22 protein-coding genes are annotated in these 26,794 nt (G+C 72.2%); 7 read left to right on the plus strand and 15 right to left on the minus strand.

Annotated features, from left to right (window positions below):
* Positions 1-246 (minus strand): DUF7455 domain-containing protein (locus ACFO9I_RS09635; RefSeq protein ID WP_379180198.1); only part of this gene is annotated, 246 nt, incomplete at its 3' end.
* Between the two features lie 338 nt (positions 247-584).
* Here ACFO9I_RS09635 and ACFO9I_RS09640 point away from each other — a divergent pair.
* Both ACFO9I_RS09640 and ACFO9I_RS09645 read left to right on the plus strand, forming a co-directional pair.
* The gene (locus ACFO9I_RS09640; protein WP_379181115.1) at positions 585-2,684 is read left to right on the plus strand and encodes a DNA gyrase/topoisomerase IV subunit B; all 2,100 of its coding nucleotides are present in this window, start codon (positions 585-587) and stop codon (positions 2,682-2,684) included.
* Positions 2,685-2,763: 79 nt separating this feature from the next.
* Positions 2,764-2,982, plus strand: a complete 219-nt coding sequence (locus tag ACFO9I_RS09645; RefSeq protein ID WP_379180200.1) for a hypothetical protein — start codon at positions 2,764-2,766, stop codon at positions 2,980-2,982.
* A gap of 35 nt (positions 2,983-3,017) precedes the next feature.
* On the opposite strand, the gene ACFO9I_RS09650 is transcribed toward ACFO9I_RS09645, so the two are convergent.
* From ACFO9I_RS09650 to ACFO9I_RS09680, 7 genes are all read right to left on the minus strand, one after another.
* Positions 3,018-3,575: a hypothetical protein gene (locus ACFO9I_RS09650; RefSeq protein WP_379180202.1), complete on the minus strand. Its 558-nt coding sequence runs from the start codon at positions 3,573-3,575 to the stop codon at positions 3,018-3,020.
* Positions 3,572-3,823 carry a DUF4242 domain-containing protein gene (locus ACFO9I_RS09655; RefSeq protein ID WP_379180204.1) on the minus strand — a complete coding sequence of 84 codons (252 nt, stop codon included), beginning with the start codon at positions 3,821-3,823 and terminating at the stop codon, positions 3,572-3,574. The genes ACFO9I_RS09650 and ACFO9I_RS09655 overlap by 4 nt, the downstream gene beginning before the upstream one ends.
* 84 nt (positions 3,824-3,907) lie before the next feature.
* Complete coding sequence (locus ACFO9I_RS09660) at positions 3,908-6,538, minus strand: ATP-binding protein (RefSeq protein ID WP_379180205.1); 2,631 nt, start codon at positions 6,536-6,538, stop codon at positions 3,908-3,910.
* 57 nt (positions 6,539-6,595) lie between these two features.
* Positions 6,596-7,090, minus strand: a complete 495-nt coding sequence (locus ACFO9I_RS09665) for a beta-class carbonic anhydrase (protein WP_379180207.1) — start codon at positions 7,088-7,090, stop codon at positions 6,596-6,598.
* Between the two features lie 21 nt (positions 7,091-7,111).
* Positions 7,112-8,905, minus strand: coding sequence for an MFS transporter (locus tag ACFO9I_RS09670; RefSeq protein ID WP_379180209.1), 1,794 nt, complete (start codon positions 8,903-8,905; stop codon positions 7,112-7,114).
* Positions 8,902-9,606, minus strand: a complete 705-nt coding sequence (locus ACFO9I_RS09675; protein WP_379180211.1) for an LppX_LprAFG lipoprotein — start codon at positions 9,604-9,606, stop codon at positions 8,902-8,904. Before ACFO9I_RS09675 ends, ACFO9I_RS09670 begins: the two co-directional genes overlap by 4 nt.
* 4 nt (positions 9,607-9,610) lie before the next feature.
* Positions 9,611-12,085, minus strand: coding sequence for a DNA gyrase/topoisomerase IV subunit A (locus ACFO9I_RS09680; RefSeq protein ID WP_379180213.1), 2,475 nt, complete (start codon positions 12,083-12,085; stop codon positions 9,611-9,613).
* 79 nt (positions 12,086-12,164) lie between these two features.
* On the opposite strand from ACFO9I_RS09680, the gene ACFO9I_RS09685 reads away from it, so the two are divergent.
* The 3 genes from ACFO9I_RS09685 (at position 12,165) to ACFO9I_RS09695 (ending at position 16,676) form a co-directional block, all read left to right on the plus strand.
* Entirely contained in the window at positions 12,165-14,879 is a 2,715-nt protein-coding gene (locus ACFO9I_RS09685) for a GNAT family N-acetyltransferase (protein WP_379180215.1), read from the plus strand.
* Between the two features lie 64 nt (positions 14,880-14,943).
* The gene (locus ACFO9I_RS09690) at positions 14,944-15,531 is read left to right on the plus strand and encodes a DUF5998 family protein (protein WP_379180217.1); all 588 of its coding nucleotides are present in this window, start codon (positions 14,944-14,946) and stop codon (positions 15,529-15,531) included.
* Complete coding sequence (locus ACFO9I_RS09695) at positions 15,528-16,676, plus strand: alkaline phosphatase family protein (RefSeq protein WP_379180219.1); 1,149 nt, start codon at positions 15,528-15,530, stop codon at positions 16,674-16,676. Before ACFO9I_RS09690 ends, ACFO9I_RS09695 begins: the two co-directional genes overlap by 4 nt.
* A 233-nt stretch (positions 16,677-16,909) precedes the next feature.
* On the opposite strand, the gene ACFO9I_RS09700 is transcribed toward ACFO9I_RS09695, so the two are convergent.
* Positions 16,910-17,575: a thymidine kinase gene (locus tag ACFO9I_RS09700; protein WP_379180221.1), complete on the minus strand. Its 666-nt coding sequence runs from the start codon at positions 17,573-17,575 to the stop codon at positions 16,910-16,912.
* Between the two features lie 83 nt (positions 17,576-17,658).
* Between ACFO9I_RS09700 and ACFO9I_RS09705 the strand changes: the two genes are divergently transcribed.
* A complete protein-coding gene (locus ACFO9I_RS09705) occupies positions 17,659-18,483 on the plus strand; it encodes a sulfurtransferase (RefSeq protein WP_379180223.1) in 825 nt (274 codons plus the stop codon).
* 30 nt (positions 18,484-18,513) lie between these two features.
* On the opposite strand, the gene ACFO9I_RS09710 is transcribed toward ACFO9I_RS09705, so the two are convergent.
* From ACFO9I_RS09710 to sepH, 3 genes are all read right to left on the minus strand, one after another.
* Positions 18,514-19,212, minus strand: coding sequence for a hypothetical protein (locus ACFO9I_RS09710; protein ID WP_379180225.1), 699 nt, complete (start codon positions 19,210-19,212; stop codon positions 18,514-18,516).
* A gap of 69 nt (positions 19,213-19,281) precedes the next feature.
* Positions 19,282-21,288 (minus strand): SDR family oxidoreductase, encoded by a 2,007-nt coding sequence (locus ACFO9I_RS09715; RefSeq protein WP_379180227.1) that lies wholly within the window; start codon positions 21,286-21,288, stop codon positions 19,282-19,284.
* Positions 21,289-21,365: 77 nt separating this feature from the next.
* On the minus strand, positions 21,366-22,343 hold the full coding sequence (sepH, locus tag ACFO9I_RS09720; RefSeq protein WP_379180229.1) for a septation protein SepH: 978 nt from the start codon (positions 22,341-22,343) through the stop codon (positions 21,366-21,368).
* A gap of 133 nt (positions 22,344-22,476) precedes the next feature.
* Here sepH and ACFO9I_RS09725 point away from each other — a divergent pair, with 133 nt between their 5' ends.
* Entirely contained in the window at positions 22,477-23,124 is a 648-nt protein-coding gene (locus tag ACFO9I_RS09725; protein WP_379180231.1) for a trimeric intracellular cation channel family protein, read from the plus strand.
* Positions 23,125-23,128: 4 nt separating this feature from the next.
* Here the strand turns inward: ACFO9I_RS09725 and ACFO9I_RS09730 are convergent, their stop codons facing one another.
* From ACFO9I_RS09730 to ACFO9I_RS09740, 3 genes are all read right to left on the minus strand, one after another.
* Positions 23,129-24,433 carry a D-arabinono-1,4-lactone oxidase gene (locus ACFO9I_RS09730; protein WP_379180233.1) on the minus strand — a complete coding sequence of 435 codons (1,305 nt, stop codon included), beginning with the start codon at positions 24,431-24,433 and terminating at the stop codon, positions 23,129-23,131.
* Between the two features lie 64 nt (positions 24,434-24,497).
* Positions 24,498-25,001, minus strand: a complete 504-nt coding sequence (locus ACFO9I_RS09735) for a hypothetical protein (protein WP_379180235.1) — start codon at positions 24,999-25,001, stop codon at positions 24,498-24,500.
* A 213-nt stretch (positions 25,002-25,214) separates the two neighbouring features.
* Positions 25,215-26,588, minus strand: coding sequence for an HNH endonuclease signature motif containing protein (locus ACFO9I_RS09740; protein ID WP_379180237.1), 1,374 nt, complete (start codon positions 26,586-26,588; stop codon positions 25,215-25,217).
* Positions 26,589-26,794: the final 206 nt, after the last annotated feature.

Raw genomic sequence — 26,794 nt, forward strand, 5'->3', positions numbered from 1 at the left:
CGAGTCCGGCGCGACGGCCGGCGTGTTCTGGAGCTTGTGCGTCTCGTCCTGGACGTTGGCCGCGATCTCGCGCAGCTTGTCGCCGTGCTCCCGCGCGTGGTGGGCGCAGAAGAGGAGTTCGCCGCCGCTCTGGAGCTCCACACGAAGGTAGGCCTGGGCTCCGCAACGGTCGCAGCGGTCCGCGGCGGTCAACGCGGCGGAGCTGGGGGCAACTGCAGTGGTCACATCGGCCTCATTTCTGATCATCGTGTCTTGCTCAACGTAGTCGGCGGTCTGAAAGATTCCCCCGACGACGTGTTGCCGGACACGTCATCCAATCACGGAGTGTCTTCCCCTCCGCCCTGGTTCCCACACCTCGGGAGCCCAATATTGGGGAGGAAGCTGTCTAGCCCTTTCGAGTGTGACGCCCGAAGGGGAGAGGCGGATGCGGAAACCGGGTCGGCATACCCGATTGTGGCCACATCGTGACGTCCCCCACGGTGGTGCCGTGCTGCTGACTCACCACCCACGGTAGTCCCGCCCTGGTCAGCCGACCGGCAGGCGAGCCTTCTGCGTCGCGCGGCGTGTCGCAGGTAGATTCGGGGCTGCACCACCACCGGATTTGCGCACGCTGGGAGCCGACGATCGACAACACGTACAACGCCGCACACCTCCTCGTCCTCGAGGGCCTCGAGGCGGTCCGGAAGCGCCCCGGGATGTACATCGGGTCGACCGACACCCGTGGCCTGATGCACTGCCTGTGGGAGATCATCGACAACGGTGTCGACGAGGCCCTCGCCGGCCACGCGCACCGGGTCGAGGTCACCCTCCACCGCGACGACTCCGTCGAGGTGTACGACGACGGTCGCGGCATCCCCACCGACAAGGAGCCCAAGACCGGGCTGCCCGGTGTCGAGGTCGTGGCGACCAAGCTGCACGCCGGCGGCAAGTTCGGCGGCGGCTCCTACAACGCCACGGGTGGTCTGCACGGCGTGGGTCTCTCGGTGGTCAACGCCCTCTCCACCCGGATGGACATCGACGTCGACCGGTCTCCGAACCAGCAGGGGCTGAGCTTCCACCGTGGCCTCCCGGGTGTCTTCGACGGCGAGGGCCCGGCGGCCGGCTTCACCCCGCAGTCGGGCCTGACCCGCAAGGGCGGCCGGGTCGCCAAGGGGCGTTCCGGCACCCGGATCCGGTTCTGGCCGGACCGGCAGATCTTCACCAAGGACGCGGCCTTCGAGTTCGAGGGTCTGCTCGGGCGGGCCCGGCAGACCTCGTTCATCGTCCCGGGCCTCGAGCTGGTCATCCGTGACCTGCGCGGCGAGACGCCGGTGGAGGAGAAGTTCCGCCACGACGGCGGAATCGCCGAGTTCGCCGAGTTCCTGGCGCACGACGAGCCGGTCACCGAGATCATCCGGCTGCAGGGCATGGACACCTTCACCGAGACCGTTCCGCTGCTCGACGACAAGGGACACATGACCCCGCAGGAGGTCGAGAGGGAGCTGGTCGTCGACATCGCCGCGCGGTGGGGGACCGGCTACGACACCGAGCTGCGCTCGTTCGTCAACGTGATCGCCACCCCCAAGGGCGGGACCCACGTGAGCGGGTTCGAGCAGGCGGTCACCAAGACGTTCAACGACGTGATGCGCTCCACCAAGGCGCTCAAGGTCAACGACGCCGACGTGATCAAGGACGACGTGCTCGAGGGCATGACCGCGGTCGTGACCGTCCGGCTGGCCGAGCCGCAGTTCGAGGGCCAGACCAAGGAGATCCTCGGCACCCCTGCCGCGCGCACCGTCGTGCGCAAGGTCGCCTCGGCGGAGCTGAAGAAGTTCCTCACCTCCACCAAGCGCGGCGAGAAGGCCCAGGCCAAGCTCGTGATGGAGAAGGTCGCGGGCGCGGCCAAGACCCGGATCGCGGCGCGGCAGCACAAGGAGACCCAGCGGCGCAAGAACGCCCTGGAGTCCTCCTCGCTGCCCTCGAAGCTCGCCGACTGCCGGGCCACCGACAACGAGCGCACCGAGCTGTTCATCGTCGAGGGTGACTCGGCGCTCGGCACCGCCAAGCTGGCCCGCGACTCGGAGTTCCAGGCGCTGCTGCCGATCCGCGGCAAGATCCTCAACGTCCAGAAGGCCTCGGTCGGCGACATGCTGAAGAACGCCGAGTGCGCCTCGATCATCCAGGTCGTCGGCGCCGGCTCCGGGCGGACCTTCGACCTCGAGGCCGCCCGCTACGGCCGGATCATCTTCATGGCCGACGCGGACTCCGACGGCGCGCACATCCGCTGCCTGCTGGCGACGCTGTTCTTCAAGTACATGCCCGAGCTGATCGCCGAGGGGCGGGTCTACACGGCGGTGCCACCGTTGCACCGGATCGAGCTGACCAACCCCAAGAAGGGGATGGACAAGTACGTCTACACCTACTCCGACGCCGAGCTGCACCGGAAGCTGGCCGAGCTCAAGAAGAAGAACCTGCGCTGGAAGGAGCCGCCCCAGCGCTACAAGGGCCTCGGTGAGATGGACGCCGACCAGCTGGCCGAGACGACCATGGATCCTCGCCGACGCACGCTTCGGCGGATCAGGGTCGAGGACGCCGACGAGGCCGCCAGGGTGTTCGAGCTGCTGATGGGCTCCGACGTGGCGCCGCGCAAGGAGTTCATCGTCCAGGGCGCCTACGAGGTCGACGTCGAGGCCCTCGACGCCTGACGGCAGGACCGACAGACGAAGGGGGAACGACATCGAGGACCACATCGAGCCCGCGGGCTGGGCGCTGGCCGGCTCGGGCGTGGCGTTGCTGGTCGGCGCCTGGGTCGCCTGGGGGACCGGTGAGGAGCTGCGCAGCGGACGCACGCACATGGACTCCGTGATCGTGCTGGCCTTTCTGGGCCTCGTGCTGCTCGGCAACGCCGTGGCGGTGATCGCCTACGGACGCCGGGTGGTCCGGGCCCGCGACCGGGCCCTGTGGAGGGCCAGCAGCGCACAGGGGCGTCCCAGCAGCTCCTGATCCGGCCCGGTGGGGCCGGACCAGGAGTGCAGCGCTCAGGCGGCGGGGGCGAACTCGCAGCTCACCCGCGGGTTGTAGTCCTCGAACATCCCGTGCGGGTTGTGCCGCCACGCCCACACGTGGAGCTCGAAGAACGCCGGCAGGCCGTAGCGGTTGCCCGCCTTCACCAGCGAGAACTCCTGCCCCATCAGGTGCGGTCGGCCGGTCGGGTGCGCCTCGCGCCAGGCCTTGCGGAACACGACGTACTCCACGGCGACCAGCTCCATGTCCCCGTCCTCCTGGGGCTCGTAGATGAGGGCCTCGGGCTTGAGCAGCCTGACCTGCGAGTCGCCGACCAGGGTGCCGTTGACGTAGTGGATGCCCATGGCACCCTCGTGCGGGTCACCGCTGTCGATGCAGGCGATGCCCTCGGCGTCCTTGAGCTCGCCGTACCCGTCCTCGACGGCCTCGTCGATGTCGAAGTACGGCGCGGTCGCGAACCGCAGGCGGTCGAGCTTCGAGGGGTGGTGGGCGTCGGCTGCCGAGGCGGCGCCGGTCATGAGCAGGGTGCCGGCGACCAGCCCGACCAGCAGCCGCCGCAGCCCGGTGCTCACGACCCCTCCTTCACGAGGTGCACCTCGTCGGCCACCAGGCCGTGCGCCTCGCGGTGCACCGTGTTGGCGGCGTCGGGGGACGGTGCCTCGACGAGGCAGAAGACCTTGGCCTCCGCCTCGTCGACCCAGTAGCGCAGGTAGTTGACCTCGTACTTGTCCTGGACCTGCAGGTCGGCGGTGTGGGCCTTGGCGACGTCGTCCATGGTGACGCCGGGTTCGAGGTGGTGGATGTCCATGTAGAGCGGCATGAGTTGCTCCTCGGGTGGGGGTGTCGATGGTGGACAGCCACGACGCTAGGAGCGCCAGCGGGGGAGCGGATCGGGAGCGCCTCCCTAGGTTGCCGCGAGGGGCTCCCCAGATTGGGGCGGCACGGGGGCGGCCCCCACCAGGCCGAGCCGCCTGGCCTCCTCGCCGGCCGCGCGCCGGTTGGCGACGCCGAGCTTGGTGAGGACGGACGACACGTGGTGGTCCACGGTCTTCGCCGAGATGAACAGGCGGGCCGCGACCTCGTCGTTGGTCAGGCCGACCGCGACCTGCTCGAGCACCTCCTGCTCGCGTCGCGTGAGCCCGCAGGGGTGGGCGCGGGTGGTGGCGCGCACGCCGTTGGGCACCGACCGCGCGCCCGCCTCGCGCAGCATCCGGCGTACGACGGCGGCGGGCGCGGTGGCCCCGAGCTCCTCCAGCCGGAGCAGCGACTCGCGCAGGTGCTCCTCGTCGCCCGCGTCGAGAAGCGCCAGGGCGGCGTCGTACGGGCAGCCGCGGGCGTCCAGGTCGGCGGCCGCGACCACCGGGTCACCACCCAGCCACGTGGTGAACGGCTCGGCGACCTCGACGGCGGGGAACGGCACGTGGAGGCGGCCGGCCCAGGTGGCGGCCAGCCCGCGTGTCCAGGGGTCGACCTTGTCCACCACGGCCAGCGCGGAGCACAGCTCGTCGACGGCCGACGCACGCTGTCCCTCGAGCCAGTGGGCCTCGGCCCGGGCGAGGTGCGTCGGCACCAGGTACTGCGGCTCGGCGAGGGGTACGGCGAGCCCCAGGGCGGTGTCCAGGTTCTCCCAGGCGGGCTCGGGGTGCCCGCGGCGGGCGTTGACCGAGCCCAGGCTGATGTAGGTGCTCAACCGGTTCACGGGGGAGAGGTGCGGCATCGCGAGGCGCGCCCGGGCCATCGCGACCGCGTCGTCCCAGCGGCCGGTCCACTCGAGCGTCGTCACCTGGGCGGCGGCGAGGCAGTTGGCGTACGTGCCGAGGTCGTGGCCCTCGCAGTACTCCATCCCCAGCCGGTACCACCGCTCGGCTCGCGCCGGCTGGTACACGCCCAGGGTCATCGACTGCAGGTTGGCGTACGCGCGGGCGACCGACTTCTGCGCGTCGGCCCCCAGTCCCACGCGCACCGCCTCCTCGAGGTCGGGCTGCCACGGACGGCCCGAGCCGATGCTGGCGCAGCCGCGCGTGATGAGCGCGTCGCTCACCACGTCGGGCAGGCCCAGCTCCCCGCCGAGCGCGATCGCCTCGTCGGCCATCGCGACGGCCTCCTCGTCGAGACCGTTGACCATCTGCTGGCTGGCTCGCGACATCAGGGCGCGGGCGAGCTCGGGTGACGGGCCGAGGGGGCGCAGGATCTCCAACCCGGACAACGCCGCTGCGTCCGAGTCCCCGCCGTGGCACAGCCGGTAGTGGCAGGTGGACACGTGGCGCAGGGTGTCGGCCTCCCGCACCGCGTCACCGACGGCGCGCCAGAGGTCGAGGGCGGCGAGTCGTGACTCGAGCGCCTCGTCCCAGCGGTCGAGCAGGCCGTACTCCTCCCCGAGCCGGTCGTGGAGGTCTGCACGGTCCTCGACCGGGGCCGTGGCGGCCCAGCGCAGGGCTCGCTCGAACTGGAGAGCGGCCTCGCGGTGCGAGGCGAGCGAGACCGCCCGCTTCCCTGCTGCTGAGGCGTGCCGGAGCACTGCAGCAGCGTCGGCCGCTCCCTCGGCGTGGTGCGCCAGCCGGGCGTCGTCGACGTCGTCGCGGTCGGCCAGCAGCGCCAGCACCCGGGCGTGGACGGGTGCCGCGCGGTGCGGTGGCACCGTCTCCTGGACGGCGAGCCGAGTGATCTCGTGCCGGAACCGGATCTCGCCCCCGTCGGCGACCAGCAGCCCGGAGTCGAGCAGCGCGTCCCAGGCGTCGGGCTCGGGCGCGACCAGCTCGTCGAGCAGATCGAGGTCGGCGCGGGCGCCCAGCAACGACGCGGTCTCGAGCAGTCGGCGGGGGCCGGGGTCCAACCCGTCGACCCGACCGAGCACCGCGTCGCGGGCCGAGGTCGGCAGCTGCTCCCCGGCGCCGCTGCGCAGCAGCTCGGTGACGAAGTAGGCGTTCCCGCCGGTCAGCTCGTGCACGACGTCGGGCTCGAGGCCGGAGCCACGCGCCAGCTCCGCGACCGCGCCGGCGGACAGACGGGGCACGTCGAGGCGACGGGTGCTGCGCTCGGTGGCCAGCTGGGCCAGGCACCGGCGCAGCGGGTGACCGGGTGGCACCTCGTCGTCGCGGTAGGTCACCATCAGCAGCACCGGGGTCCGGCGGATCCGGCGAGCGACGAACCGGAGCAGGTCGAGCGTCGCCTCGTCGGCCCAGTGGGCGTCCTCGACGACCAGCACGGCGTACGGCGTGCAGCCGGCGAGGTCCGACAGCAGCGCCTGGAAGATCTCCTCCCGGGGCCGCTGGTCGGTGATCGTGGAGCGCAGGCCGCCGCCGAGCGTGGCCGAGATGTCGAGCAGCGGTCCGAGCGGGCGCGGTGTGTACAGACCGTCGCACGCACCCCAGGCCCACACCGCGTCGCCCGCGCGGCGCTCCAGCTCCTCGACCAGCGCGGACTTGCCGACGCCGGACTCGCCGGAGACGAGGACCAGCCGGCCGTCACCCCGGCGGGCGTCGGCCGTGTACTCCGCGAGCGCAGCGAGCTGCGGACCCCGCTCGAGCAGACCCATGGTCGGGATTGTGCGCCCGAACGCGCCACGGGGCCATAGCCCGCCAGGGGCCCGAGGTCAGAACTTCTGGTCGATCAGGCCGCTGTCGACGTCGTAGACGAAGCCGCCGACGAGCACCGACTCCGGGATCAGGGGGTGCGAGCGCACCCGCTGGACGTCCTCCTCGAGAGCGGCGACCTGGTCCTCGACCACGTTGAACCGCTGCCAGGAGACGTCCTGGCCGGCCGACTGGCCGACGCGCTCGTGGAGCTCCTGCTCGGTGTTGGAGGCCATGGCGCACCGGGTGTGGGGGACCACCAGGATCCGGTTCACGTTGAGCAGGTGGACGCCGAGCACGAGGGCCTCGAGCGCCGCGTCGGTCACCCGGCCTCCGGGGTTGCGGAAGATCTTGGCGTCACCGGCAGTGAGGCCGAGCATGCGGAGCGGGTCGATGCGCGAGTCCATGCAGGTCACGATCGCCACGCCGGCGTGCGCCACACCGTCGAAGCCGCCGAGCTCGAAGTGCTCGGAGAAGTCCTTGTTGGCAGCCAGGAGGTCATCGAAGTTCGCCACGGGGACGACCGTAGCGGATGCTCATCCGCCGGCCCGCAGCATCTCACCCGTCTCGACCGCGCGGGTCGTGGCTCCGCGGAACAGGACGAGGGCGAGCACGGCCGCAGCGACCGCGCACACCGCCGCACCGGTGAAGACCGTGTGCTCCTGGGCGATGCCGGCGACGCGCAGGAGGTGCGTGAACTCGTCGCACCGGGTCGAGTCGCCGCACACCTCGCGGGCCGACGGCAGGTCGGCCTGCTCGGCGTAGTAGCGGCGCAGCCCGATGGTGGTCAGGGCCGAGATGCCGACGAGCATGCCGACCATCCGGGCCACGACGACCAGGGCGCTGGCCAGGCCGTGGACGTCGTCGTCGGTGCTGGCCAGCACGGCCGCGTTGACCGGGGCGAGGGCGAGGCCGAAGCCCAGGCCGCCGAGGACCAGCGCCACGTTGGAGGAGAGGTCGTCGAGGCTGCTGAGGCCCCAACGGCTCATCAGCCAGAAACCGGTCGCCGCGAGCAGCATCCCGACCGCCGTCACGACTCCGGCGCTCACCGTGCGGGTGAGGTAGCCGCCGACCACGGCGCCGACCGGCAGCGCGACCAGGAACCGCACCAGCACCAGGGCCGCCATCAGCTGGGAGTCGGGGTAGACGGTGGTGCGGGCGAAGATCGGGATGTCGATGAGGGCGGCGATCAGCGCCGCGCCGACGAAGAAGCTCACCGCCATCGCACCCCAGGCGGGGGTACGCCGCAGCGCGCCGGGCGGCACCAGCGGGGCCGGGGCCCGGCGCAGGTGGAGCGCGAACGCGACCGCCGCGACCGCGGCCCCGAGGAGGTACCACCCGCCCTGGTCGGAGAAGACCTGCACCTTGGGGTCGGCGGTGGCGAACGCCAAGATCACGCCGGCCAGCGCCACGGCCAGGAACAGGGCGCCCACCAGGTCGGCCTCCTGCATGCTGCGAGCCCAGCCCGGCAGGTCCACCAGGGGCCGGGTGGCGGTGGCGCAGCGCAGCAGGAACAGGACCGTCGCCACGATCGCCACGACCCCGACGGGCGTCATCCAGCGGCTGTCGCCCAGCACCGAGTCCGGCGCGAACGGGATGAACATCTGGCCCCAGGTGAGGTCGCGCATGACCGCCGAGGGCTGGACGAACACCAGGCCGCCGGCGAGCAGGGCGACGACCAGGAGCAGTGCCCCGGGGAGGTCGGTGCGTGGTCTCGGGCCGCCGGCGCGCGCCCGGTCCTCGACGGGGGAGCCGGCGACGAGGGCAGGGCCTCGGGCGGCGGCGCGGATGGCGGCGGCGAGCACGAGCCCGACGGCGAGGTTGACGAGGAAGATCGCCCGCCAGTCGGCCACCGCGAGCACCAGGGCGCCGAACAGCGGCCCGAGGACGCTGCCGAGCTCCTGGACGGCCGAGACCACCCCGAGCGGCACGCCGCGGCGGTCGGCCGGGTAGAGGTCGGCCACCAGCGCCAGCGTGGCCGGCACGAGGCCGCCCCCGCCGACGCCCTGGAGGAAGCGGCCGGCGACCAGGGTCGGCATGTCGTAGGCCAGGGTGGTGACCAGCGAGCCCAGCGCGAACAGCACCAGCGCCGCCACCAGCACGGGGACCCGGCCGCGCAGGTCGGCGATCCGCCCGATCAGCGGCAGCATCGCGACGTACCCCAGCAGGAAGCCGGAGACGATCGGGGCGGCGCGCTGCAGCTGGTCGATCGGGATGCCGACGCTGTTCATCATGTCCGGCAGCGCGAGCACCACGACGTAGGTGTCGGCCGCGGCGAACGCGACGGCGACCGCCGCGAGCGCGAGCAGCACCCGCGGCTGACCTGTCACGGCGCGGAGATCTCCTTCTGCACGCCGTAGGAGTCGAACGTGATGACGTAGGTCATCGGCTCGGAGTCGGCGTAGAACTCGCCGGTCAGGTCGGCCTCGCGCAGCTCGCCGTCGTCGGTGATGGTGTACGTCGCGTCGAAGTCGCCCGAGGCGGTCGGGATGACGTTCTTGACGACGTCGCCGGAGACGGTGCCGGTGTACTCGGTGAGGACCTCGGCGTTGCCCTGGCCCCCGCGCACGCTGTCGCCCTCCTCGACGTCCTCGGTGGCGGTCAGCAGCGAGGAGAATCCGTTGTCGGGGCTCATCAGCCGGGCGGGGTCCGGGGCGCCGTAGTCACCAGGGTCGATGTCCTGCCAGCCCGGGGTCAGCGGCAGCTGGACGTAGACCGTGCCGTCCACCGACACGACCGGCACCTCGAACGACTGCCCGGACAGCACGACCGTGATCGAGCCGTCGAAGGCAGGGGCGTGGGTGCCGACACCCTCGGCCTTCTCCACCCCGGTCACCCCGTCGGGGAGGTCGTCGGTGGTCAGGCCGATGGTCACGCCGCTGGTGTCGTCGAGGGTCTTCTTGGCCCCGGCGAGCACCTCTTCGGGACTCTTGCCGGCGGCCGAGGAGCTGTCGTCGCTGCACGCGCCGAACGCCAGCACGGCGACCGACGCGGCCGCGAGGGCGGTGGCCCGGCGGGCACGGGTCTGCATGGGGTCAGCCTTCCACAACGGTGGGCGTCACCCGGTCGGCGACCGGTCCGGCGCACGCGGCGATCGGCTGGCTGCCGGGGATGCCGGAGCCGTCGCGACGGCCGTTGGCCTCGGGCAGCTCCACGGGCGCACCGCTGGTGGCCGCGGCGCGAGCCGGGGCCGGGCCGGCCCAGGCGAAGACCAGGGCGTCCTCGCCCTTGAGGAACCGGTGGCAGCGCACCCCACCGGTCGCGCGCCCCTTGGGGGGGTACTCCGTGAACGGAGTCACCTTGACCGAGCCCGGCTCGGTGCCGGGCAGGGCCGTGGACGAGCCGGAGGCCGTCACCACGACCGAGCCGGCGGGGTCGACGGCCCCGAACCAGACCACCTGCTCCCCGGCGGAGAGCCGGATGCCGGCGATGCCACCGCCGGAGCGGCCCTGGGGACGCACCGCGTCGGCCCCGAAGTGGAGCAGCTGGGCGTCGGAGCTGATGAAGCACAGCGTCTCCCGGCCGGTGGCCAGGTCCAGGACGCCCACCACCTCGTCGCCGTCCTTGAGCGAGACCAGGTCCCACTCGTCGCGGTTGAGGACCTCGGGGTTGACGCGCTTGACCACGCCCTGACGGGTGCCGAGCGCCAGGCCCGGCCCGTCGGTGGGCAGCGCGCTCAGGGCCAGAGCCCGCTCGCCGGCGTCCAGCGAGAGCACCTCGGACAGCGGCACGCCGCCCTGCAGGTTGGGATCGTTGGCCGAGGACGGGATCGCCGGCAGGTCCAGCACGCTGAGCTTGAGCAGCCGGCCGCGCGAGGTGACCACGCCGATCTCGCCGCGGGCCGTGGTGCGGACCGCGGAGACGACGACGTCGTGGTTGGTGCGTCCCCCGCCGGAGCCGAGCGGCTCGTCGGTCGTGGACCGGGCCAGCAGGCCGCTGGAGGACAGGAACGCGAAGCAGGGGTCGTCGGCGACCTCGAGCGGGACCGCCGCTGACGTGACGGTCGTGCCCGCCGACTCCAGCAGGACTGTACGACGGGGGGTGCCGTAGGTCTTCGCGACCTCGGCGAGCTCGTCGGAGACGACCTTCCAGCGCAGCTTGTCGTCGTTGAGGATCGCGTCGAGCTCCTCGATCTCGCGGCGCAGCGTCTCCTGCTCCTTCTCCAGCTCGATCCGGCTGAAGCGGGTGAGCCGGCGCAGCTGCATCTCGAGGATGTACTCCGCCTGCGGGACCGACAGGTCGAAGACCGTCATCAGCCGTTCCTTGGCGGCGCCCGCGTCGTCGCTGCCGCGGATGACCTGGATGACCTCGTCGATGTCGAGCAGGGCGATCAGCAGGCCGTCGACGAGGTGGAGGCGCTCGGCCTTCTTGTTGCGCCGGAACTGCGAGCGCCGCCGGACGACCTCGAAGCGGTGGTCGAGGAAGACCTGCAGCATCTCCTTGAGCCCCAGCGTGCGCGGCTGGCCGTCGACGAGGGCGACGTTGTTGATGCCGAACGTGTCCTCCATCGGGGTCAGCTTGTAGAGCTGCTCGAGGAGCGCCTCGGGGTGGAAGCCGTTCTTGACCTCGATGACCAGCCGCAGGCCCTTCTCGCGGTCGGTGAGGTCCTTGATGTCGGAGATGCCCTGGAGCTTCTTGCCCTGGACCAGCGTCTTGATCCGCTCGATGACCTTCTCGGTGCCGACGCCGTAGGGCAGCTCGGTGACCACGATGCCCTTGCGACGCGGGGTCACCGACTCCACCCGAGCGGTCGCCCGCATCCGGAAGGTGCCGCGGCCGGTCTCGTAGGCGTCCCGGATGCCCTCGAGGCCGACGATCTTGCCGCCGGTCGGCAGGTCCGGGCCGGGGATGAACCGCATCAGCCCCTCGACGTCGGTCTTCGGGTGGTTGATCAGGTGGCGCAGCGCCTGGACGACCTCGACCAGGTTGTGGGGGGCGATGTTGGTGGCCATGCCGACCGCGATGCCGGTCGTGCCGTTGACGATCAGGTTCGGGATCGCCGCCGGCAGCACCGACGGCTCGAGCTCGCGACTGTCGTAGTTGGGCTTGAAGTCGACGGTGTCCTCGTCGATGGACCCCGTCATCGCGACGGCGGCCGGCGCCATCCGGGCCTCGGTGTAACGCATGGCGGCGGGGGAGTCGTCGGGCGAGCCGAAGTTGCCGTGCCCGTCGATGAACGGCAGCCGCATCGACCAGGGCTGGGCCATCCGGACCATGGCGTCGTAGATGGCACCGTCGCCGTGCGGGTGCAGCCGACCCATGACCTCACCGACGACGCGGGCGCTCTTCACGTGCCCGCGGTCGGGGAGGAGCCGCATGTCGTTCATCGTGTACAGGATCCGGCGCTGCACGGGCTTGAGGCCGTCCCGGGCGTCGGGCAGCGCGCGGGAGTAGATGACCGAGTAGGCGTACTCCAGGAACGACGAGCGCATCTCGTCGCCGACGTCGATGTCGAGGATGTGCTCCTCGAAGTCGTCGGGCAGCTCCTGTTTCTTCGTCCGCGGTGCCATGCGGGTCATTCTCCAAGGTGCGGTCCAGCGAAACGTCGGGGGCACGCCGCATTCACGTGCGCACGCTAGATTTCGCCCCGTGACCGGCACCGAGGACACCCAGCAGGACCAGGTCCCGGCCCCCCCGCGCCACTGGGAGGCCGACGTCCTGCTCCGCGACGGGCGGACCGCCCACATCCGACCGATCGGACCGGCCGACGCCGAGCTCCTGGTCGAGTTCTACTCCCGCGTGTCCGACCAGTCGAAGTACTACCGCTTCTTCTCGCCGATGCCGCACCTCTCCGACCGTGACGTCGCGCGGTTCACCCAGGTCGACCACGTCAACCGGGTGGCCTTCGTGCTGACCCTGTCGGGGCAGATGATCGCGGTGGGGCGGTACGACGTCGTACGACCCGGCGAGGCCGAGGTGGCCTTCCTCGTCGAGGACCGGCACCAGGGGCGCGGGATCGCCCAGCTGCTGCTCGAGCACCTCGCCCAGGCGGGCCGGGAGCGGGGGATCGAGCGGTTCGTCGCCGAGGTGCTCCCCGACAACAGCCGGATGATCCAGACTTTCCGGGACGCCGGATACCGCGTCGCCAGCGAGTACGAGGACGGCGTGCTGGCCCTCGAGTTCCCCATCGAGCCGACCGACACCGCCATCGGCCTGATGATCAACCGCGAGCACCGGGCCGAGGCCGCGTCGATCGAGAAGTTCTTCAACCCGCGCTCGGTCGCGGTGATCGGCGCCAGTCGCCGGCAGGACACCATCGGCCAGGCGCTGGTGCGCAACCTGGTGATGGGCGACTTCACCGGCCGGGTCTACGTCGTCAACCCGAGCTCGGCGGCCGTGTCCGGCCTCCCGGCGTACCCCACCGTCGGGGACATCCCCGACGAGGTGGACGTCGCGATCGTGGCGGTGCCCGCCGACGCGGTGCAGGACGTGGTGCTGGACTGCGCCGCCAAGGGCGTGCACGGGCTGGTGGTCATCTCCTCGGGGTTCGCGGAGACCGGCGAGGAGGGGCGGCAGCGGCAGCGTCGCCTCGTGGGGCTCTCCCGCTCCTACGGCCTGCGCCTGATCGGCCCGAACTGCCTCGGCATCATCAACACCGACCCGGCGGTCTCCCTTAACGCCTCGCTGTCGGGCGTCATGCCGCCGCGCGGTCGTGCCGGCTTCTTCTGCCAGTCCGGCGCCCTGGGCTCGGCGATCCTGGAGAAGGTCAACAACCGGGGCCTGGGCCTGTCGACCTTCGTCAGCGCCGGCAACCGCGCCGACGTGTCGGGCAACGACCTGCTGCAGTACTGGGAGGAGGACGACTCCACCGAGGTCGTCCTGCTCTACTTGGAGTCGATCGGCAACCCGCGCAAGTTCTCCCGCATCGCCCGCCGGGTGTCGCTGCGCAAGCCGATCATCGCGGTCCGCTCGGGCCGCACCACCCAGGGTGTGCCGATGGGCCACGCGGTCCGCAAGATCGCGGCCCCGCCGCAGGCGGTCGACGCGATGTTCCGCCAGGCCGGCGTGATCCAGGTGGACACCCTGGAGGAGATGTTCGACGTCGCGCAGCTGCTGGCCCACCAGCCGCTGCCGCGCGGGCGCCGCGTCGCCATCGTCGGCAACTCCGACGCGCTGGGGCTGCTGGCCGCCGACGCGGCCGCCGCGGTCGGGCTGGTCGTGAACAAGTCCGTCGCGCTCGGCGCCGACGCCACCGCCGAGGACTTCGAGGACGCGCTCGACGCCGCCATCGACGACCCCGAGGTCGACTCGGTGGTCGCGGTCTACATCCCGCCGCTCAACGTCTCGGGCGAGGACGTCGCCAACGTGCTGGCCGCCGTGGGGGAGCAGTCCGACAAGCCGCTCGTCTCCTCGTTCCTCGGCGCGGAGGGCGTGCCGGAGCTGCTGCGGGTGCCCGACGTGGCGGGCTCGACGGCCGGTCGCGGCTCGGTGCCGTCGTACCCCGCCGTGGAGGCCGCGGTCCGCGCGCTCGCGCGGGTCGTGGAGTACGCCGTGTGGTTGCGCACCCCGGACGGCCCGCCGGTCGGCCCCGACGAGGTCGACCAGCCCGCCGCGAAGCGGCTGGTCAACGACCTGCTGCGCCGGCACCCGAACGGCGTCGAGCTCGACCAGGACGACCTGGCCGCGCTGCTGGGCGCCTACGGCATCGACCTGTGGGAGACCCGGTCGGTGACGACCGAGGACGAGGCGCAGCGCGCCGGCGCGGACCTGGGCTGGGACGTCGTGCTCAAGGCGACCGCCGACCACCTGCGCGAACGGCCGGACCAGGCGCACGTGTGGCGCAACATCGACACCCCCGAGGAGATGCAGGACGCCTGGGAGTCGCTGACGCACCGGATCACCGAGCCGGAGAAGGCCGGGTTCGTGGTGCAGAAGAACTCCACGCCCGGCGTGCCGGTCGCGATCCGCAGCATCGAGGACCCGCTGTTCGGCCCGGTCGTGTCCTTCGGCATCTCCGGCCCGCTGATCGAGCTGCTGGCGGACAAGGCCTACCGGATCCCCCCGCTCGGCGAGCGGGACGCCGCGGCGATGGTCCGCGAGATCAAGTCCTCGCCGATGCTGTTCGGCTACCGCGGCAGCGAGGTGGTCGACGTCGCCGAGGTCGAGCGGCTGATCCGGCGGGTGGCCCAGCTCCAGAACGACCTGCCCCAGATCAGCTCGCTGGAGCTGTCGCTGGTGCTGGCCGGTGCCGAGGGGGCCACGGTGCTGACCGCCGCCGCCCGGGTCGACCCGGTGGCCGACCCGCGGTCGGACTGGTTCGTGCGCCGGCTGCCCGAGCACCCCGGGGACACCATCCCGGGCTGACGCCGTCCGGGGCTGTCGCCACGCCGGGCCGGGTCCCGGCGGAGTCGCGTGACAGACTGCAGCCATGCGCAGCCGCACGACCGACGACCGGGACCGCACCCTGGAGCTCCGGGACGCCATCGACCGCACCGGCTACTACCCCGAGGTGGTGGCCGACGGCGTGGAGTCCGCAGTCGCGGGGGAGCAGGTCGTGTCGTTCTTCGTCCACCACGAGCCGACCTTCGAGCGTGACGAGGTGCGCCGCCACCTGAGCGTGGTCGTGCTCACGCCCTCCCGGCTGATCCTGGCGCACACCGACGAGCACACGGGCGACGACCTGCTGCCCGAGCCCTACACGTCCACCTCGACCGAGGCGGTGCGGCTCTCGGCGGTGAAGTCGGTCGTCGTCACCAGGATGATCGCCAACCCCACCTCCGGGCCGACGCCGCCGGCCGAGGCCGTCATGACGATCGGCTGGGGCGGGGTCAGCCGGGTGGACCTCGAGCCGGCCGGGTGCAGCGACCCCCAGTGCGAGGCCGACCACGGCTACACCGGCGTGCTCGCCTCCGACGACTTCTCGCTCCGCGTCTCCGCGGCCGCCGACGGCACCGAGGCGGTGGCCGGGCTGCTGTCGTTCGCCGAGTCCCTCTCCGCGCGGACGCACGGCGCGTGACCGTCCCGGGGGACCGGCCCGGCGACGCCGCGGCGTTCGTCGAGCCGCGCTACCACCAGCGTTCGCTCGGTGACGTGGTGCCCGCCGTCGCCACGGCGCTCGGGGTCCCCCTCGGCGACGAGGTGACCGCACTGCCGCTCCCGGCCGCCCCGGCGTACGTCGTCTTCCTCGTCGACGGTCTCGGCGCCCGGCTCCTGCAGCGCTACGCGCACGCCGCGCCGTTCCTCGCCGGCCTCCTCGACGAGCAGCTGCCCGGGACGGCCGGCGTCCCGTCCACGACCGCCACCAGCCTCACCTCGCTCGGCACCGGGCTCACCCCGGGGGTGCACGGCCTGGTCGGGTTCACCTCGCGGGTGCCGGGCACCGGCCGGCTGCTGAACGCGCTGCTCTGGGACAAGGACGTCGATCCGGTCGAGTGGCAGCCGCACCCCACGGCGTTCAGCCGGCTGCGGTCCACCGGCGCCACGGTGACGGTCGTGAACAAGCGGGAGTTCGTCAACAGCGGGCTGACGATCGCCGCCCACCGGGGCGCGGACTACGTCGGGGCCGACAAGGTGGGCGAGCGGATCGCGGCGGCCGTGGCGGCGTCCTACGACCGCCCGTCGCTCACCTACCTCTACGACGGCGACCTCGACTGGACCGGCCACCGCTACGGCGTCTCCTCGGGCCAGTGGCTCCAGCAGCTCTCGATCATCGACTCCGAGGCCGAGCAGCTGCGGGACGCGCTGCCGCCGTCGACCCGCATGCTGGTCGTCGCCGACCACGGCATGGTCGACTCGCCGGCCGAGTCCCGGGTCGACGTCGACGAGCACCACGAGCTGCGCGACGGCGTCGCGCTGCTCGGCGGCGAGGCGCGCTTCCGCCACCTCTACTGCCACCGGGGTGCCGTCGACGACGTCGTGGCGACCTGGTCGGCGGTCCTCGGCCCACGGGCCGAGGTGATGAGCCGCGAGACGGCCGTGGCGCGTGGCTGGTTCGGCGCGGTCGAGCCGTCGGTGCGGCCCCGGCTGGGCGACGTCGTCGTCGCCGCCCGCGGCGACACCGCCATCCTCTCGACGACCGACTTCCCCTACGAGGCCACCCTCGTGGGTCTGCACGGCTCCCTGACGTCGGAGGAGATGCTCATCCCGATGCTGTTCTGCTGACCGCCGGTCACCGCAGGGTCATCCTGGGCTCGCCGTTCAACAGCCCGGTCCCGGCGATGGAGCAGCTGCCGCTGCGCGGTGCGTCGCCGGGGCAGGGGGCGGGGTGAGGACGACACGTGATCTCCCGAGAACGAGGCGTGACCGCGGAGCGACGTCACCGGTGGCGTCGCCGTCCAGCAACCTGGGGAAGACCCGTCCCGGGCGGAAGCCTGTTCCAGATCTCTCGAGCGGCGTCAGCCGAACGGCAGCGGCTCGGGGGCCAGGCTGACCGCCTTCGCCCGGGCCGCCGTGAGCCGGCGCCGGTGGTGCTGACGGCAGAGCACCTCGTAGGCGATCTCGCTCGGCTCGGCCGGCCCCTCGCCCTCGGGCTGGTCGACGTCGCCGACGACGACCTGGTCGCCCTCGACGACCATCACGCCGTTCTCGGTGCGGGCGTTGTGGGTGGCGCGCTTGCCGCACCAGCACAGCGCCTCGACCTGCAGGACGTTCATCCGGTCGGCGAGCTCCACGAGCCGGGCGCTGCCGGCGAACATCTCGCTGCGGAAGTCGGTGAGGATGCCGAAGGCGAAGACGTCGATCTGCAGCTCGTCGACGACCTTGGCGAGCTGGTCGATCTGGTCGCGGGTGTAGAACTGCGCCTCGTCGCAGATCAGGTAGTCGATCCGGCCACCCTGGGTCAGCGAGCGCACCACGTAGGTCCAGAAGTCGAAGTCGTCGCCGACCTCGATCGCCTCGTGGGTCAGCCCCAGGCGGCTGGAGAGCATCGCCTCGCCGGCGCGGTCGCGGGTGGTGAAGATCCGGCCGACCCGCCCCCGCGCGGCATGGTTGTGGTTCGTCTGGAGCGCGAGGGTGCTCTTGCCGGAGTCCATGGTCCCGGTGAAGAACTGCAGTTCAGCCACGGGATCCGATCCTTTCACAGCCCGGACGCGGCGATCCCACCGGCGCGCGCAGCGGTCGCGGCGGGGTCGGGCAGGATGACGCCATGACCGGCCCGCTGATCTCCGTCACCGAGCTGCGCGAGCTGCTCGGCACCGTGACCGTGCTCGACGTCCGCTACCGGACCGGCGGGGCCGCCGGGCCGGACGAGCACGCGCGCGGGCACGTCCCGGGAGCGGCGTACGTCGACATGGACACCGAGCTGGCCGCCCCGCCGGGTGCGGGCGGCCGGCACCCCCTGCCCCCGGCCGCGGTGTTCGAGGCTGCGATGCGCCGGGCGGGCGTCTCGGGGTCGCGGCCGGTCGTGGTGTACGACGACTGGTCGGCGCACGCGGCCGGGCGGGCCTGGTGGCTGCTGCGCTTCCACGGCCACCCGGACGTGCGCGTGCTCGACGGCGGCTGGTCGGCCTGGGTCCGCGAGGGCGGCCCGGTGGAGACGGGCCCGGCGACCGGGGGAGCCGAGGGCGACTTCACCGCGGACCCGGGGCACCTGCCGGTGGTGGAGGCGGACCGGGTCCCCGAGGTCGAGGTGCTCGTGGACGCCCGGGCCGCTGAGCGCTACCGCGGCGAGACCGAGCCGATCGACCCCGTGGCCGGCCACATCCCGGGCGCGGTGAACGTGCCGACCGCGCGCAACCTCACCGAGGACGGGCGCTTCCGTCCCGCGGACGAGCTGCGCGAGCTGTACGCCGAGGTCGGGGCCACGCCGGAGGCGGGCGAGCGCGGCGGGGTCGCGGCGTACTGCGGCTCCGGCGTCACCGCCGTCCACGACATCATCGCGATGGAGGTCGCCGGCATCCGGGCGGCGCTCTACCCGGGCAGCTGGAGCGAGTGGATCGCCCGGCCCGCGCGGCCTGTCGAGCGCGGCTGAGGCCCGGGAGCTCGCCGTCGGCAGGCGCGGTCACGGAGGCAGGATGTTGATGATCCGCGACAGCACCACGCCGATGACCGACACCGAGATCAGCGACTGCACCGCCATCAGTGCCTTGACCCGGTGGGTGAGCGGCAGGGTATCGGTCGGGCTGAACGCCACCGCGTTGGTGAACGCGACGTAGAGGTGGTCGGGGAATCGCGGTTGCCACCCGGGGGCGGCGAGGCCCTCGGTGCCCGTCTGCGGGAACTGGAAGTCCGGGTACGGCCGCGGGTGGCCCTGACGAGCATCGGGACCACCTCCGTCGAGCTGCCAGTAGCAGAGCCCGAACGTGACGATGTTGGTGGACAGCACGATGCCCGCGCCCACCATCAGCTGCGTCACGGTGGCCGGCTCCTGACCTGCGGGAGTATGTCGGGCGATCACGACGAGCAGTCGGGCGGCCGCGCTGGTGTTCGCGACGATCAGGACGGCGATCAGGGTGAGGACCAGCGGCCGTGCCGCCCGCGGGACCGGCCCGGGCCGTGCGGCGACCGCGACCAGCACCAGCAGCACGACCCCCTCGACCAGCGGCACGATCAGCGGGGGGCCTTCACGCAGCCGCGACGGCACCAGGACCTGCGGGAGGATGACGGCCACCAGCGCGACCAGGGGCCAGGCGTAGGTCTCCCGGGCCCGCCCGCCCGGCCGGTCCCCGTCCGGTGCGCCGCCGGCACTGCCGCCGTCCATGGCTCCATCATGGGACGGGCGACGGCTCCACGGGGCCGGTACGGGCCCCGTCTGCCCTATTCGGGTCTCCTACCAGTGGATGCCCTTGAAGATCTTGGCCAGCATGATCTGCTCGGACTCCCGGGTGCCGCCGGCGGCCTCGCCCCTGGCAGCGGCCGAGTCCGGGAACACGTGGTAGGCCATGTTGAGCAACCGGAACGACAGCTTCGGGGCGACCGTGTGGGCGATCGCGCCGGCGTTGCCGAGCATGGTGTTGATCTCGTGCGGGCGCTCGACCATCGCCTTGATGACCAGGTCGGCCGCCTGGGCGGGCGAGATGGTGGGGAACTTGTCGTAGATCTTGGTCGGGGCGATCATCGGCGTCCGCACCAGCGGCATGTGGATGCCGGTGAAGGTGATGCCGTCGCCGACCAGCTCGGAGGCCACGACGTTGCTCCACGAGTCGAGCGCCGACTTCGAGGCGACGTACGCCGAGAAGCGCGGCGGGTTGGTCTGCACGCCGATCGACGAGATGTTCACGACGTGCCCGCGCTTCTGCTCCTGCATCTTCGGGATCAGGCCCATCACCAGCCGGATCGCGCCGAAGTAGTTGAGCTGCATGGTGCGCTCGAAGTCGTGGAAGCGGTCCCGGGACAGGCGCAGCGACCGGCGGATGGAGCGGCCGGCGTTGTTGACCACGAAGTCGATCGAGGGCAGCTCGGCGGACATCGCCTCGCACAGGCGGTCGATCGCCTCGAGGTCGGACAGGTCGCACGGGTAGACGTGGGCGGTGCCGCCGCGCAGCTCGATCGCGTCGCGGGTGTCCTCGAGCTTGTCCTTGCCGCGGGCGACGAGCACGGGGATGCCGCCGGCCTGGGCGACCTTCAGCGCTGTCACGTGGCCGATGCCGGAGGAGGCCCCGGTGATCACGACGTACTTCCCGGTGAGCGCCTCGCGGACCCGGGCGTCGCGGCCGGTCGACTGGTCGAGGTTCTCCTCCCAGTAGGACCACAGGATGCGGGCGTAGGACTCGAGGTCGGGGACGCCGATGCCGGAGCCCGCGAGCGCCTTCTCGGTCCGTCGTGAGTCGAAGACCGCGTTGAACGAGGTGTGGGCCAGCACCTCGGCGGGGATGCCGAGCCGGCCGACGGTCTGGTCGAGGACCATCTGCGCGGGGGCGGAGCGGACGACCTCGTTGAGGATCGTCAGCGGTCGCAGCGCGCGCGGAACCAGCCCGAGCGGGCCGGACTGCGTCAGCCGCCGGTCGAGCGGGGTCGCGAACTGCGGCGCCCCCGCGGCCGCGCAGAACGCGTTGATCGTGTCGACGACCGGTTGCGGCTCGGGGTTGACCAGGTGGAAGGCCTCCCCGTCCCGGTCGGGCAGGTGCGCGATGTGATCCATGGCCGCGGCGACGTAGTCGACGGGCACGACGTTGGTGTCGCCGAGGTCGACTCCGACCAGCGGCAGCCAGGCCGGCAGGCTGTCGCGCAGCACCTTCATCAGCGGGAAGAAGTAGTAGGGACCGTCGACCTTGTCCATGGCGCCGGTCTGGGAGTCGCCGACGACGATCGCGGGGCGGTAGACCCGCCACGGCACCGACGCCTCCTCGCGCACGATCTTCTCGGACTCGAACTTCGTGCGGTGGTACGGCGAGGGCAGCGTCTGGCCCTCGTCGAACATCGTCTCGTCGAAGCGACCGTGGTAGTCGCCGGCCGCCGCCACCGAGGACACCTGGTGGAAGCAGCCGACCTGCAGCGCCTCGGCGAGCCCGAGGGCGTTGCGGGTGCCCCCGACGTTCAGCTGCTCGTTGGTCTCGTCGTCGGCGGTCATGTCGTAGATCGCCGCGAGGTGGAAGAAGTGGTCGATGGTGCCGCGGTGCTCGGTCACCCACTTCTTCGCCACCCCGAGCTCGGGCTCGGAGAGGTCCCCGACGACGGGGACGACCCGGTCGGAGCCCCAGCGGCGGATCAGCGTCTCCATCCGCGCGAGCGAGCCCTGGCGGACCAGGACGAAGATCTCACCCTCGCGATGGTCGACGAGCTCCTGGACGAGATGTCGGCCGATGAAGCCGGTGGCCCCCGTGACGAAGTACGACATGGCGGGAGACTACCGAGTGGTAACGCCGATGGGCAGGGGCAGACGTGTGACGGATGACGTCACACCCCCGGCGCGGGTCACTCGGACTTGCCGCCGCCGAACATGATCTCGTCCCAGCTCGGCACCGAGGCCCGGCCGCGGCTCTTGCGCACGGGGCGCCGGGCCGGCGCCTCCTCGGCGGCCGGTTCGGGCTCGGCCTCGGGCTGCGGCGGTACCGCGTCCCGCGTGGGCTCGGTCGACTCGTCCAGCGCCGCGGCGTCGGCGGCCTCCTCGCGCAGGTCCAGCTCCTCGGCCGGCGGCGGCTCCTCGGTGAGGAACGCCTCCACGGGCTGCTCGGAGCCGAGTGCGGGCTCGGTGACCATCTCGATGGCGTCGTCGCCCAGGGGCAGCTCGTCCTCGGCCACCGCCGACAGCCGTCGCCGGCGGGCCTGCTGCAGGTCGTCGTGCGGCTCGGCGATGCGGTTGGTGACGGCGACCTCGCCGAGCAGCCAGCGGGCGTCCTCGTTGTCGGCCGTGACGTAGTTGCCGGGGGCGTCGAAGGTGAACTGCGCGTGGCCCGAGCGCTTGGTCGAGGCGAACTCGCCGGTCAGAGCCCAGCGGCCGTCCTCGCGTCGCCAGGCGTCCCACTCGACGGACTCGGGGTCGACGTGCTGCGAGCGCAGGTGGGCCGCGACCACGTCGCCCAGGGTGCGGGCGCCTCCGGCGGCCTGGTCGGCGCCGGAGCGGCGGCGTACCGAGGAGCGCTGGGCTCGGTCGGCGACGTGCTGCCGCTCGGCGAGAACGGGCGCGGCGAAGGCCATGATCTTGTCGACCGTGGTCTGGGCCGCCTGGGCGACCGCCTCCGGCGTCTCGCCCGCACGGATGCGGGCCTGGATGTCGCGGGGGCGGAGGGCGCTGTCCATCTGTGTCTCCAACTGACCGAGGCGTGCGTGGTCGCCGCGCAGTGCGGCCCGGAGCCGGGCGTCGATGTCGAGGGTGAACTCGACGCCCGCATCGCTGACCAGGAGCAGGCGCTTCCCGTCGTCGCTCACTCCTGCGAGCGTGAGGTGCGCCATGGGGGTCCGGCTCCTTGGGTTTCCGTGTGTGGATTCCGTGCTGGTCAGCGTGGTTTCTTCGGTGCGCCCGAGCCTACGCCAGCGGGGGAGCGCGGCGTGTCACCCCGGCGGCGCGCCCCGGTAACCTCCCTGCGTGGCGCCCGCGATCCCGGTCACTGAACCGTCGACGACCCTCGTGGTCCTCGACCTGGTCGGCATCTTCGTCTTCGCGGTCACCGGCGCCCTGGTGGGCGTCCGCAAGGAGCTGGACGTGTTCGGCATCCTGGTGCTCGCCGGCACCACCGGCCTCGGCGGCGGGTTCCTGCGCGACGTGCTCATCGACGCGACACCGCCCGCGGCGCTCGAGGACTGGCGCTACCTCCTGGTCCCCGTGGCAGCCGGGCTGCTGACCTTCTGGTTCCATCCCGCCGTCGGTCGCCGGGAGCGGGCGGTCACGGTCCTCGACGCGTTCGGTCTCGGGCTGTTCTGCGTCACGGGGACGCTCAAGGCGCTGGAGTACGGCCTCGGCCCCGTGCCCGCGGCGCTGATGGGGATGGTCACCGGCATCGGCGGCGGGATGGCCCGCGACCTGCTCGCCGGGCGCGTCCCGGTCGTCTTCCGGGGCGACCTGTACGCCACGCCGGCACTGGCGGGAGCCTTCATCACCGTGGCCGGCTCCCGCCTCGACCTCCCGGTCCTCGTGATCGCGACTGCGGGCGCGGGCGTGTGCATCGTCTGGCGCCTCATCGCGATGTGGCGCAACTGGCAGGCGCCGATGCCGACCGGGCCGGCCAGCGTCTGACCGGTCAGTCGCCCAGGACGCGACGCAGGTGCGCGTTGGTGAAGACCCGGTCCGGGTCGAGGCGGTCGCGCATCGCCAGGAACTCCTGGAAGCGGGGGTACGCCGGTGCGAGGTCGGCGGCGGTGCGGGTGTGCACCTTGCCCCAGTGCGGGCGACCGTCGTGGGCGCGCATGATCGCCTCGATGCCGGCGAAGTACGCCGTGTGGTCAGCGTCGCGGTGCGTGTGGAAGGCCAGGTAGAAGGAGTCGCGACCGCTGGCGGTCGAGAGCGGGATGTCGTCGGCCGGGGCCACCCGGATCTCGACCGGGAAGCTGATCCGCCAGTCCGAGGCCTCGACAGCGCGGCGCGCCTCGCGCAGTGCCTCGAGGCCGGCCTCGCGCGGGACGGCGTACTCCATCTCGCGGAAGACGACGTCGCGGCGGGCGGTGAACACCCGGTGCGCGACGTCGCTGTAGCTGCGGGCGGACAGGGCGCGGGCCGAGAGGTTGTTGAGGCGGGGGATCGCCCGGGGCGCGCGGTTCGCAGCGGCGGTCAGTGCGCCGAAGAAGGTGTTGGAGAGGAAGTCGTCGTCGAGCCAGGACCGCCAGCGAGGCAGCGGCTGCGCCTCGGAGAGCTCGGCGTCGAGCCGGACGTTGCGCTTGGTGAGCATCCGGTCGGTGTGGGGGAACCAGTACATGTCGACGTGGTGGCTCTCCGCGACCATCTGGTCGAACGACCCCAGCGCCTCGTCCCACGACATCGGGAGCTCGGTGGCCTCGAGCAGGAACAGCGGCTCCACCCGGAAGGTGATCGTGGTGAGCACGCCGAGCGCCCCGAGCCCGACGCGGGCCACGTCGAGCACGTCGGCGTTCTCCTCCGCGGTCGCGTGCAGGACCTCACCGGTCCCGGTCACCAGCTCCAGGCCGGCGACCTGCGCGGCCAGCCCGGCGGCGACACCGCCGGTGCCGTGGGTGCCCGTCGAGATCGCGCCCGCCAGGGTCTGCTCGGCGATGTCGCCCATGTTGTGCAGGCTCAGGCCGAGCCGCTCGAGCTCGGCGTTGAGCACCTTGAGCGGTGTGCCGGCCAGGGCCGTGACGGTCATCGCGTCGCGGTCGACGCCGACGATCCCGCTGAGCCGCTGCGGGCGCAGCAGCGTGCCCTCGGGGGCGGCGATGGAGGTGAAGCTGTGGCCGGTGCCGACCATCTTCACCGTGCCGCCGTCGGCGCGCGCCTTCTCGACCGCGGTCACCACCGCGGCGGTGTCCTCCGGTTCCTCCACCCACGTGGGGGTCGCCGACTCCAGGCCTGACCAGTTGCGCCACTGCTCCACGCCGCGAGCGTAGGCGATGACCGTCCGTTGACGGCCGGGTTCGGCGATCCTCAGCGGTTCCGGGTCAGCGGTGCCGGACGACGACGTCACCGCCGACGCGTTGGGTGCCGCGCCGCCAGCCCTGGCCGTACTCCACGTCGACGCCGGCCACGTGCACCCGCCCCGCGTGACCGAGGCTCACCGCCATGACGAGCTGCTGACGGGGTTCGGCGTTCAGGTCGAGGGATGCCCCCTCAGCGGGTACGAGCGAGGAGCACTCGTCCCTCACCGCCCCCCGCCGTACAGCGCCGATGCTGCCCACACCCGAGGTCTCGTCGACCGTGCACACGTAGAACGAGATGGCCGCGTCGGAGGAGTCCGACAGAACGTGCGGGCGCACCGCGTCGATGGAGACCGTCCCGTGCGCATCGCGCTGCTCGATGCTCATACCGACGTACAGCGGCGTCCGCAGCGGGAAGTTGTCCGTCCGGTACCCCCAGCCGCCGGCCGCGGCGAAGGCGTGCGGCTGTCGGTAGATCCAGCCGATCGCCAGGCCCGCGAGCAGCAGCGAGCTGGCGGTCACGGCCACGATGAGGACCGTACGTCGGCGAGGGTGGCCGGGCTCTGAGGACGGCTCAGCGCGGGCCCCCTGGGTCGGTGTCGTGTCCGAGTGCACGGCGCGAGTGTGGCACTCAGGACGGTCGGCTGCTCGCCGTTCGGTCGAACGGCGCTGCGGCGCCCCGGCAGGCCCGATCGCCCGGTGGGTGCCGGGTGGTCGGGCCTGCCGTGCTGCTCTGCGTGCTCAGTTGGTGTCGAGGCGGATGGTGCCGTGCGGGGTGACGAGGTAGCTGCGGCCGTTCGGCCCGCGCCACTCATACGTGCCGTCGCGCCTACGTCGGTAGCGCCAACGCCCACTCGTCTTGCACCTGTGATGTCGCCTGCACAAGGGTGCGAGCCGGTCGGGGGCGGTCTGGCCCGGTGGTCCACCCTCGTCGATCGGGACGTAGGGCTCGATGTGGTCGAGGTCTGCGCTTCTCGCGTCGATCTGGCACCAGGGGAAGACGCAGTGGCCGTCGCGGAGGATGACCAGCTCGCTCATCCACGGGGGCGGGTCGTGCTGGTCCACCGCGTTGCGGCTGTTCATGTCGAGGACGGGCTGGACCGTGAGGCGTGACCTGCCGACCCAGTCCTTGATCAGGTCGATGGTCGCGGGCCCGAGCCGCTCGACCGTGCCGGTCACCGTCCCCGCGACAGCGCCATCGGGACCAGTCGTGGGCGTGCAGCCGGTAATGAGGTCGGCCAGGGAGAGGTGGAGGTAGAGCCGGGTCTTCGGCGGCCGCGGCTTCGCGGGCGACATTGGCTGATCCGGAACCTGGCCGGTGACGGAGAGGAGGTCGAGGGTGGCCTGCTGGGCGGCGATCACGCCGAGGGCCTTGGCCTTGCGGATCTCGAGCTCGTCCTCATCCCCGAGGGCCTTCAACTGGGCGGCCTGGTCGCAGACGAGGTCGTGGAAGGCGGTCAGGTCGAGGGTGTCGCCGGCGACGTCGAGGTAGGAGGTGCCGTCGAACCGGCCGGGGTGGTCGTGCCGCAGCGTGACGTGCCAGCCCTGCCTGCCCTTCTTCTCCTTCTGGGCGATCAGGTCGGGGTCGAACGTGGCGATCGCGTGCGCCACGGTGGTCTCGACCGCCTTCCACCCGCACGAGGACAACCGCGGGGCGAGCTGCTCGTCCACGTACGCGGCTCCGGTCCGGGAGAGCCGGTGGGTGGCCTGGGCGACCTGCCGGGCCCGGTACGGCTCCACCGCCAACTGCTCGACGAGCCGCCAGATCCGGGGCAGCCGGAACTGCAGGTCCAGCGCATCCGCGATCAGCGCCATCCCCGCGGCCGTGGAGATCCCCAGCGTCGCCGCGACCGGCTCCGGGGCGAACGCCGCCACCGCCGGGGTCCCCTCCCCACCCAGGGACTCGTCGGTCAGCAGGACACTCGGGCCGCCCCAGGTCGCCACTCCGGTGTCGACGGTGGCGGGGTGCAGCACCGCCCACTGCAGGGCCAGCCGGAGCTTGCCGCGCTCCTCGGCACGGGCGCCCTGCCGGCGGATCTCGAGGAGCTCGAGCACGCCGTCCGCGTCGAGGTCCTCGACCTCGACCGGGTCCCAGTTGGCGTCTGTTTCGAACATGTGTCCATTGTCTCAGAAGACACCGACATCCGTCCCTGCCTGTGGACGCTTCGTGGCCCATCCGGCGAAATTCGAAGGTAAAGCTTTCAAGCGCGAGCCGGCACTGCTCGTCTACCGCGAGCCGGAGGCCGGAAAGCACGCCCGGGCCCCGCCATACCTCTCCCGTAGCTGCCGAAACCGCAGCCCCTCGCGAGCCGGAGGCCGGG

Source organism: Nocardioides sp. GCM10023255 (assembly GCF_042653125.1).
Lineage (GTDB): Bacteria > Actinomycetota > Actinomycetes > Propionibacteriales > Nocardioidaceae > Nocardioides.

Bases quoted from the DNA above. Each gene is read 5' to 3' on its own strand.
- ACFO9I_RS09715 (WP_379180227.1), bottom strand. From the start codon at position 21,288: ATGTCGTACTTCGTCACGGGGGCCACCGGCTTCATCGGCCGACATCTC.
- ACFO9I_RS09675 (WP_379180211.1), bottom strand. From the start codon at position 9,606: ATGCAGACCCGTGCCCGCCGGGCCACCGCCCTCGCGGCCGCGTCGGTC.
- ACFO9I_RS09740 (WP_379180237.1), bottom strand. From the start codon at position 26,588: ATGTTCGAAACAGACGCCAACTGGGACCCGGTCGAGGTCGAGGACCTC.
- ACFO9I_RS09705 (WP_379180223.1), top strand. From the start codon at position 17,659: ATGACCGGCCCGCTGATCTCCGTCACCGAGCTGCGCGAGCTGCTCGGC.
- ACFO9I_RS09690 (WP_379180217.1), top strand. From the start codon at position 14,944: ATGCGCAGCCGCACGACCGACGACCGGGACCGCACCCTGGAGCTCCGG.
- sepH (WP_379180229.1), bottom strand. From the start codon at position 22,343: ATGGCGCACCTCACGCTCGCAGGAGTGAGCGACGACGGGAAGCGCCTG.
- ACFO9I_RS09680 (WP_379180213.1), bottom strand. From the start codon at position 12,085: ATGGCACCGCGGACGAAGAAACAGGAGCTGCCCGACGACTTCGAGGAG.
- ACFO9I_RS09655 (WP_379180204.1), bottom strand. From the start codon at position 3,823: ATGCCGCTCTACATGGACATCCACCACCTCGAACCCGGCGTCACCATG.
- ACFO9I_RS09710 (WP_379180225.1), bottom strand. From the start codon at position 19,212: ATGGACGGCGGCAGTGCCGGCGGCGCACCGGACGGGGACCGGCCGGGC.
- ACFO9I_RS09660 (WP_379180205.1), bottom strand. From the start codon at position 6,538: ATGGGTCTGCTCGAGCGGGGTCCGCAGCTCGCTGCGCTCGCGGAGTAC.